An 8,514-nucleotide genomic window follows, 5' to 3' on the forward strand; every position below is an offset into this window, starting at 1 on the left:
ACGTATACATTGGTATACCCCAGCAGCCTGGCTTCCCGGCCTACAATATGGCCGGCGCGGCTCACCAGGTCTTTATTCCAGGTGCTGCCTATACCAATAGGCGCACAAAGCGGCGTGGCCCTGTCGTGGCACAGGCCGTGAATGCCTTCATTCGTAAAATCTACCGGGATCCCCAGGCGGGTTTCCTCTATAAACCAGCGCTGCACCGTATTAATGGCGGTAGCATGTTTACTGAAGGGATACGAGTATTCCGTTTGCGCTTTCTTATTGAAGGGAAGGCTGTTGAGTTCCTCATCTATATTGGCGATCCCGTCTTTCCATACCTGTTCTTTCCAGCCGGCGTTGGGCATTTCATCTTTCAGCACGCGGCCATAGCCGTAAAGGGTGGCCATCTGGCAGGTTTTCTCTTCTATGGTCATCTGCGACAGCAGGTCCTGTACCCGCTTATTAACAGGCTGACGGGGATCTTCAAAAATATCTTTCCTGCCATTTTTATTAAAATCAATCCAGCCGTCCTTGTAAATGCCGGCTTTTGTTTGTGCATTGGCAATAGTGGCTGCCAATAGCAGCAACGTGGCGCCCGTGGAAATAAGCTTCATCTCTATGGTATTTAATATTCCGGCTGCCAAAATACTAGTCTATGCAATGGATTGCAAAAAATATTTTAAGAAGCATCAGGATTAGTTAAAATATCATCCTGCAAAGGGTCAGGATAATTTGGGGTCAACAGAACCATGTACAGAATACAGGAAAAATGGGAGGAGTTCAAAATAGGGTTGCACAGAACCATATGCAACCCCGGATTAAAAACACAACTAAAAAAAACGACTTCTAACAAACAAAGCATAGCTGTTATAATGCTGACGCGGAAAACCCTGCTTCCCTCTATCTTTTTTAAACTTTTTTTTCCTCCTCTTTTCCTGCTGATAAAATTATTATCTGTAATGTGTAAACCGCTATTTGTTTCAAAAAGATAGTTACTTTCGCAGCGATCATTTCATATACTAAAACTTCCTGAAGGTTAAATGATTACATCACCTTCTTACCAGGCATATAAAGAATTATTTCATTCGCAGTACAACGACTTGTGTAACTATGCCTATAGTTTCCTGAAAGACGATGCAGCAGCGGAAGATGTGGTACAGGAAACCTTTATTAAGCTTTGGGAGAAACACCGGCAGCTGATAGGCATACCGAATATAAAAGCATACCTGTTCCGTGCGGTCAGGAATAATTCGATTTCCGTATTACGCAAGAAAGGCACAGAAGAGGCGGGCAACAAAGGCTTTGAGTGGCTGGCAGATGTTTCGGAAGATCCTGGTGAAAAAGAAATTGAAAATGCAAAACCTTACTATGAACAGCTGGTGTACGAGGCTATCGCAAACCTACCCCCACAATGCAGGGAGGTGTTTACCTGCTGCAGGCTGCAGGGCATGACGCATCAGCAGGCGGCCGCAAAACTGGGCCTTTCCGCCAAAACGGTGGAGAACTATATGGGACGGGCCCTGAAACTGCTGCGAAAATATTTGCAGCAATACGGTTTGCCGGTAAGTATCCTGTTTTTGCTAAAATTATTCATACCCTTGTAGAGGGTTCTTATATTTATGAGCGTTAATTAAGTAGAGCACACTGTATTATGGAGCAATTTGACACCTACCTGTATGAATTGATTGCCAAAAATCTTTCTGGTCAATGTACGGAAGCTGAATCTGCTGCCTTGCAACAATGGCTGGAAGCCTCTCCCGGGAACAGGGCGGAATATGAGACATTGGCAAAGCTGTGGCGCGACAGCAATGCGGCCGCTGTGCCTCAAAGGCAATACAATACAGCAGCAGCCTGGGATAAGGCCAGCCAGGCCATTCAGCCACCCGCTTCACGCGTAAAAACACTTTACACCAAATACGCTGCAGCAGCGGCTATCCTGGTATTGCTCACCGCCGGCGCCTGGTGGCTGGAAACACGCTCCTCCCTTAAAAAACATGAACTGGCCGCTAACGACGGCAAAATAAAAAGCCTGGAACTACCCGATAAATCAATGGTTACCCTCCGCCAGGGCGCCACTATCAGGTACATCAACGGCTATCGTCACAATCAGCGTATCGTGGAGCTGGAAGGAGAAGCCTTCTTCGAGGTGGCCAGCGATCCCGGACACCCTTTCCTCGTGAAAACACCCAACCAATCCGTGATTGAAGTGCTGGGTACTTCCTTTACCGTGCAAACAGGAAAAGACAGTACCGCCGTTACCGTTGCTTCAGGCAGCGTAAAACTGGGCATAGAAGGCGATACTGCAACAGTAATACTGCACAGCGGGCAACGCGGCATATGGGGCAATGGGCTCCTGCTGGCCAATAATAATCATAACCTCAACTTCATCGCCTGGAAAACAGGTATTTTGCAATTTAATGACCAGACACTGCTTGAAATATTGCCGCAATTAGCCGACTTTTACGCAAAAGATATCAGGGTTGATGAAAAATACAGGGAAACCGCATCGCAGCAAAAAGCTACGATCACATTCCGGAATCAGTCCTGCGATGATGTTTTGCATGAATTACAACTATTGCTTGGTTTCCATTATCAACAGGAGGGCGACTCCATCGTCATCAGCCAGTAAACCCAAACGTTATTCCATTACTTACGGCATCCTGCTGTTGTTACTGTTCCCCTTCCAATACCTGCGGGCGCAGCAAAACGGGAATGATCTGCTGCATGTCAGTTACACGCCGGCTGCAAAGCAGGGAACCATCCTGCATTATATACAGGACCTGCAAAAGGTAACCGGTATCAGCGTTTCCTACAGCTCCAGTTTTTTACACCTGAACAAAAAAGTACAGCTCAGCGGAACGGAGAAAACTACCGGCGCTGTACTGAGTGCCATCCTGCAGGGAACAGGTATCCAGGTAGCCGCCCTCAACGGGAAAATATTCCTGCTCAGGGAAACTTCACAAGTGCAATATTATACCATCAGCGGGTTTGTAAAAGAAGTGAACAGCAATGAGCTGATCATCGGTGCATCTATATACGATCCGGTTACCCGCAAAGGAACCGAAACCAATGCCTACGGCTTCTACAGCCTGCAGGTGCCGGATACCTGCCAGGGCCTGGTGTTTTCACATATCAGTTACAAACCCGTATTTCAGCACCTGCCCCCGCCGGACGACGGGCAGATGGACATCCACATGGAGGCACGCAGCATGCTGCAAACCGTGGTGGTGAACGGAGAAAAAGAAACGGTTACCACGCAACCGGGGTATATTAATATGCCCGTTGGATATGTATCCAACTTCCCCGCCCTGCTGGGTGAAAAGGATGTATTAAAATCACTGCAGCTGTATCCCGGAACGGGCAGCTCCCTGGAAAGCAGCAGCAACCTGCTGGTAAGAGGCGGCGGCGCCGACCAAAACCTCTATCTCCTCGATGGGGTACCGCTTTATCATACCGGTCACCTTTTCGGGCTTTTCTCCATCTTTAACGGAGACGCTGTTAAAGACGTATCGCTTTATAAAGATGCCTTTCCCGCCCGCTATGGCGGCCGCCTTTCCTCTGTAGTGGATATCCGTACAAAAGACGGGAACATGAAAGAGTGGCATGGCAGCGCCTCCTTAAGCCCGGTATCAGGCAGCTTCCTGCTGGAAGGCCCTGTGGTAAAAGACCGTAGCTCAGTTTCCCTGTCGGTGCGAAGATCCCTGGTAGATGCCTTTTATGGGAAAACCTTACTAAAAGACTATGGCAAGTACTATCTCTATGATGTAAATTTTAAACTGAACCAGGTAATTGACAAGAAGAACAGGATCTATGTCAGCTTCTATAAAGGACAGGATAAGATGTTTATCAGGAGCGAGAACCCGGTTATACAACTATTTGATGATTACAATTTCGACTGGAGTAATATCACCGCTGCCGTGAAGTGGACACGGGTAGTGAACCCCAGGATATTTTCCAGCACCACCGCTACCTACAGCCGTTTCTATAATCTCTTTACACAAAATTCCATCATCCCTCTCTCCTTTTACGACTCTTTGTTTGTAAGGGGAAAAGGCGTTTCCCGGATCAGGGACGTTGCCATCAGGAATGAAACGGAATATACGGTCAGCAACACACATCATATTTCCTTCGGAGGCGGTTATACCTATCATAACTTTGCGCCCACCGCTTACCATAACAATATCTCTGCAGGAGAAGCCACACAAAGAAAAGCGCCTATCTATTATATGTCCGAGATCTCTGCTTACGCAGAAGATGAACTCAGGCTGCTGAACGACCGGCTGATAGTGAGGCCTGGACTGCATTTCGGGGCACTGGCGCAAAGCACTTCATTTTACAGCAGCCTGCAGCCCCGGTTGATGCTGCGGTGGAAGCTGCCGCATTCGCAATACCTGCAGGCCTCCTTTGCTGAGATGACCCAGTTTGTGCATCAACTCACCACACCGGTGATCAATCTACCTACAGACCTCTGGGTGCCCAGCACGGAAAATATAAAACCGGAACATGCGTATTCGTACAGCCTTGCTTACCAGCGGCAATGGGATAATCACTGGCGCTTTAATGTGAACCTCTATTATAAACAACTGAAGAATATTGTGACTACCAATACGGTGTTGAATATCTTCGACAACTCTGACCTCTGGGAGAAAAAAGTAATTGCCGGCAATGGTTATAACTATGGTAGCGAACTGCTGCTGGAAAAAACGCAAGGCAAACTTACGGGCATCTTTTCCTATACCCTGTCGTGGGCCTGGCGGCAGTTCGACCGCCTCAACGCCGGTAAAATGTTCCCATATAAGGAAGACCGGCGCCATAATCTTTCCCTGGCGCTCAAATACCGGTTTAATCCGAAGTGGAGCCTGTCTGCCTCATGGAAATTCGCCTCCGGCGCACCTTTCACGTTGCCGGTGCAAATATTCCCCGACTTCGACTGGAGCCGTAATATCAAAGGATACCTGGATGAACGTTACTCGCCGTTCTCCACCTTCCAGGTGAATTACCTGCCCTACATTTCCCGGTTAAACAACTACCGGCTGCATCCCGTGCATCACCTGGATCTGGGCGCCACGTTAAACCTTGGTAATGAAAAGCGCTTCCATCATGTAATTACAGCAGGCGTATATAATATCTATAACCGGACGAATCCTTTTATTGTGAGCTTTGACCAGTTCTCGTATTTTGATTATTCCAACGTATACCCGTTGCAGTTATACCAGTATAGTTTGTTCAGAACCTTACCTTACCTGAGCTACACCTTCAAATTTTGATCAATGAAATACCTTTTTATATTCATACCGGTTTTAAGTATCCTGCTCCTGGCGGGCTGTGAGCAGGAATTACCGCTGCCGCCCAACAATGCCGTTCCCCGGGAAGTAGTATACAGCGAACTGGTAGCCAATAGTGTTCCCGAAGTGAGGGTAGGCAAAAGTAAACCGGTGGGCCCTGGCATTAACACTGGTTTTGAGCTGGTAGAAAATGCAGATGTACAGCTGATGGATAAGAACGGGCAGCTGCTGGAAACGCTTACCTATGATAAAGACTCCAGCAATGCCATGAGCGTGTATCGTGGTAAAACAAAACTGGATGCAGCCAGGAACTATAAAGTGCAGGTGATGGTACCCGGCCTGAAAACCGTTACCGCCATGGCTTCCATCCCTCCGCCCTTTAAAGTGGACCTGCTGGACACGGTGCGTACATTGCTTAACGGCCGGCCGGTTTTGCGTTTTCATTTTACCGTGAGTCCTATTCCAGGTGTGAAGCAATACGTGGTAATGGAAGCGCTGAAGCAAAGCGTTATAACAGATACCACTTTTTCGTACAGGGGTATCCGTTACAAGAAAAGCGAACATGATTCCCTTTACCGGAAAGTGAAGCATTTGCCCGGCTGCAATCCCAGAAAAGACAGTAGTTTTCTCAACGATTATCTCCGCATCCCCTGTTATACACAGGACGAAAATGCAGACAACAACCAGATCGGCGGCCTGAATGAAAATTATAACAGCATCCTGTTTACCCAATCCGGCAGGCCGCTTACTACTTATTTTTATATCAATGCCACCGCGCTCAGCTCCAATCCTGCTGAAGCCATTGCTCCTGTGGGAAGGGTGCTGGTATATGTAAAATCTGTCTCCAGAGAATATTATGATTTCCTGCTCACCTATGAAAAGGTAAAGCGCAACCCGGGGCTGAACAGCCTTATCCAGGCCATCCAGCTCAAAAGCAATACACAGGGCGGGCTTGGTATTGTAGGCGGCAGCTACCAGAAATTATATTACCTGTATTACGACAAACTGTAAGTGTTACTTTATTTCGTATAGGTTATCCCGTTTATTGATGTCTGCTACCCAGGTGCTGCCCAATGTTACTTTTTTTATTTTTTGGGGAGATGGAAACCGGAGCAATACTGTTTTATTGCCTTTTTCCCATACAGCAATGCTGCGGTGTAACTTAACGGTACTGCTATCTTCAAAAAACACGGTAACATCTATGGGTACGGGTTTATTGCCAACGGAGGTGATTTCAACGGCAGCCTGTTTATCTTTCTGTGTTACACGGGTAATGCCCAGGTCGGGAAACCCGTTGTCGAAGAACCAGCTTTTCCAGAACCAGTCCATATTCCTGCCGGCGCCGGTGTTCATGCAGTAAAAGAAGTCGTATGGCTGCGGGTGTTTACCATTCCATTGCGACATATAATAATGCAGCGCTTTCAGGAAAAGGGCGTCGCCCAGCATATCTTTCACATAAAGATAGCCCAGGGCGGGTTTGGGGTAAGAATTGGTGACATAGGCATCCGTAGTTTGATTAGACGGCGTCATGACAGGCAGATCCGCCTGCTTACCGGCAATAAAGTTGTAAGGCGCCATCCCATAATCATCCACGATGGAGCTGTCGATCAGCGGCGATATGATCCACTCTCCTATGGTAGCCCATCCTTCATCCATCCAGGCGTATTGTGTTTCGTTGGTGCCCATGTAAAAGGGAAACAGGGTATGGAATATTTCATGGTCGGTGAGCTCTATGGTCTGCGCTTTATCTGTTAGCGGATTATCGTTCACCATCATGGGGTATTCCATCTGATCCAGTCCGTCGAAAACCGTTTCATGCGGGTATGGGAAAGGCCATGCAGGAAAATGGTGGCTCATCTTATCTACCGTAGTGCGGGCATAATGTATTACGTCAAAAAAATCGGCATGGGCAGGGTTAAAGGCAACATCTACGCGGGTACGTCTTTTTGTAGCAGCGTCCACCTCAACGCTGCTGGCATTCCAGCAGTAGTGATTGCTGATGGCAAATGCAAAGTCGGTGACATTAACGGCCTCGAATTGCCAGGTGCCGGCATTACGGCTGCGGTTGATGTTTCCCTCCTTTATATCGTTGCTGTCTATTATCGCTATCACATCGTTACTTTTCTCAGCGGCAGCGATGCGCTGTACATATTTATCGTTATATACAGCGGCGGTATTTTTCAGATCGCCGGTGGCCCATACCTGGTAGTTGCCAGGCACTGTAATGGCTACACGAAAATCGCTGAAGTCGTTATAAAACTCCTGTGTGCCGGTATAAGGGATCTGGTCCCATCCGTTGATATCGTCGTACACGGCAATGCGCGGGAAGAAGTAAGCGATGAAATAGGCGCCGGAATCTACCGAACCCGTTCTGATATGCGTATTTTCATTGAGGGTGTAGGAGAAGTCGAGCGCAAACTGCACCGACTGTCCCGGATAAAGCTCCGGGATATACACCGGCATATTGGTACCGCGAATGGCGCCCGGTAAAGGTTTAGCTTCTCCGTTCACTTTCAGGTTCTTTATTACCACGCCGTTGGTAAGGTCCTCCGGGGAAACAGCCATATTCCTGATGGCGCCTTTCTGGAAAAGGTTGGGAAACAGTTTGAAGTTAACCGCCCTTAACGTATCTGGACTGTTATTCGTGTATTGGATCTGTTCTGAGCCAGACACGCCGTTGGTAGCCGGATCAAAGGTTACCCTGATATTGTACCCGGCCTTGTTCTGCCAGTACTTTGGGCCTGGTGCGCCGCTGTAGCTGCGGGTTTGATGATCGTATGCCTTTTTAATGGTCAGCGGCATATATAAAGGGGTTTGACCGGTGGCTTGCTGAAGCGCCGCCAGCAGCAACCATAGAATACAATATTTCCTCATAAGCTGAATAAAGCGGTGGCTTCAAAAGTAGGGAATTACCCCGAAACGGCATCACAGGGGGTAAAGCGATTAAGGAATATGCGTGGTATCTGCCGGTGCTTTAAGAGAATCTGCCGGGATACGCAAACTATCGGATATGGGATTATGCAGGCTGTCGGTGGCCGTATTCGTACTGTCTTTCCCGTTGGCCCCCTTTCCCGGCAAGGGAATAGTGGGGGCAGTATTGCGGCGTTTGGAGGAATAGCCGGTTACAGTACCCATATTTTGCATGTCTTTCATTGTTTTTTTATCAAAGAGATATTTGGGGTGCTTCTCCGGCCGGAGGCCGCGGTCGAACTGGGCCTCTGCTCCTACTGCCGGCGCCTTGTAT

6 protein-coding genes and 1 pseudogene are annotated in these 8,514 nt (G+C 48.1%); 4 read left to right on the forward strand and 3 right to left on the reverse strand.

The features are described from left to right. Window positions 1-599: pseudogene (locus VN105_RS06260) on the reverse strand (glycoside hydrolase family 3 N-terminal domain-containing protein); the annotation flags it as partial. Window positions 600-1,025: 426 nt separating this feature from the next. Here VN105_RS06260 and VN105_RS06265 point away from each other — a divergent pair. The 4 genes from VN105_RS06265 to VN105_RS06280 are packed head-to-tail and all read left to right on the forward strand — an operon-like array spanning window position 1,026 to window position 6,281. Then, complete coding sequence (locus tag VN105_RS06265) at window positions 1,026-1,589, forward strand: RNA polymerase sigma-70 factor (protein ID WP_325639002.1); 564 nt, start codon at window positions 1,026-1,028, stop codon at window positions 1,587-1,589. 47 nt (window positions 1,590-1,636) lie between these two features. Next, a complete protein-coding gene (locus VN105_RS06270; protein WP_325639004.1) occupies window positions 1,637-2,614 on the forward strand; it encodes a FecR family protein in 978 nt (325 codons plus the stop codon). Further along, on the forward strand, window positions 2,565-5,252 hold the full coding sequence (locus VN105_RS06275; protein ID WP_325639006.1) for a TonB-dependent receptor: 2,688 nt from the start codon (window positions 2,565-2,567) through the stop codon (window positions 5,250-5,252). The genes VN105_RS06270 and VN105_RS06275 overlap by 50 nt, the downstream gene beginning before the upstream one ends. A gap of 3 nt (window positions 5,253-5,255) precedes the next feature. Then, entirely contained in the window at window positions 5,256-6,281 is a 1,026-nt protein-coding gene (locus tag VN105_RS06280; RefSeq protein WP_325639008.1) for a DUF4249 family protein, read from the forward strand. Between the two features lie 3 nt (window positions 6,282-6,284). On the opposite strand, the gene VN105_RS06285 is transcribed toward VN105_RS06280, so the two are convergent. Continuing rightward, window positions 6,285-8,144, reverse strand: a complete 1,860-nt coding sequence (locus VN105_RS06285) for a M1 family metallopeptidase (RefSeq protein ID WP_325639010.1) — start codon at window positions 8,142-8,144, stop codon at window positions 6,285-6,287. A 69-nt stretch (window positions 8,145-8,213) separates the two neighbouring features. Then, a partial coding sequence (locus VN105_RS06290) for a hypothetical protein (protein WP_325639012.1) occupies window positions 8,214-8,514 on the reverse strand: 301 nt, incomplete at its 5' end.

Source organism: Chitinophaga sp. (assembly GCF_035564935.1).
In the GTDB taxonomy this organism is placed as follows: domain Bacteria; phylum Bacteroidota; class Bacteroidia; order Chitinophagales; family Chitinophagaceae; genus Chitinophaga.

Excerpts from the sequence above, each read along its gene's own strand:
- VN105_RS06280 (WP_325639008.1), top strand. The coding sequence starts at position 5,256 with ATGAAATACCTTTTTATATTCATACCGGTTTTAAGTATCCTGCTCCTG.
- VN105_RS06270 (WP_325639004.1), top strand. The coding sequence starts at position 1,637 with ATGGAGCAATTTGACACCTACCTGTATGAATTGATTGCCAAAAATCTT.
- VN105_RS06265 (WP_325639002.1), top strand. The coding sequence starts at position 1,026 with ATGATTACATCACCTTCTTACCAGGCATATAAAGAATTATTTCATTCG.
- VN105_RS06285 (WP_325639010.1), bottom strand. The coding sequence starts at position 8,144 with ATGAGGAAATATTGTATTCTATGGTTGCTGCTGGCGGCGCTTCAGCAA.